Annotated in this window: 1 protein-coding gene; it reads right to left on the bottom strand. The window is 63.8% G+C overall.

The annotated features are described in order from the left end of the window. On the bottom strand, positions 1-516 hold a 516-nt coding region (locus ACXJKO_RS32110), incomplete at both ends, for a transposase (protein ID WP_457095028.1).

Here is a 516-nt window from a genome sequence, read left to right on the forward strand (position 1 = left end):
CGAGCACATCCTCGTGCTCCCAGCGCTTGAGGCGCCGCTGCTTGCCGGTCGTACACTGCTCCTTCAGGGCACACCGCTCACAGCAGGTGGTCCAGTACATGTGCAGGGCCATGCCGTTCTCAATCGACCTAAACCGGCGCGTCAGGCGCTCTCCAGCCGGACAGCGATAGCTGTCGTCCTCGGGATGATAGACGAAATCCTGCTTGCCGAAGCGACCATCGGCCTTGGCGCACGAGTTGAGAGTCTTAGGCACATAGGGTGTGATCCCAGCCCTTTCGCAGGCCAGGATATCCTCGCCCTTGTAGTAGCCCCTGTCCGCCAAAGCCTCCAGGCTCGGCGTGCCCAGGGCCGTCTGCGCCTGCTGAGCCATCACCGACAACTGCCCCCGATCCGAGCCGCTGTTGGTCACCTCATGCGCGACGATCAGATGGTGCTGGGCATCCACCGCGGCCTGCACGTTGTAGCCCACGATCCCCGTGCCGATGCCGCGGTTTGTCATGGCACGCGCATCCGGAT

It is taken from the genome of Microvirga sp. P5_D2, assembly GCF_054049475.1.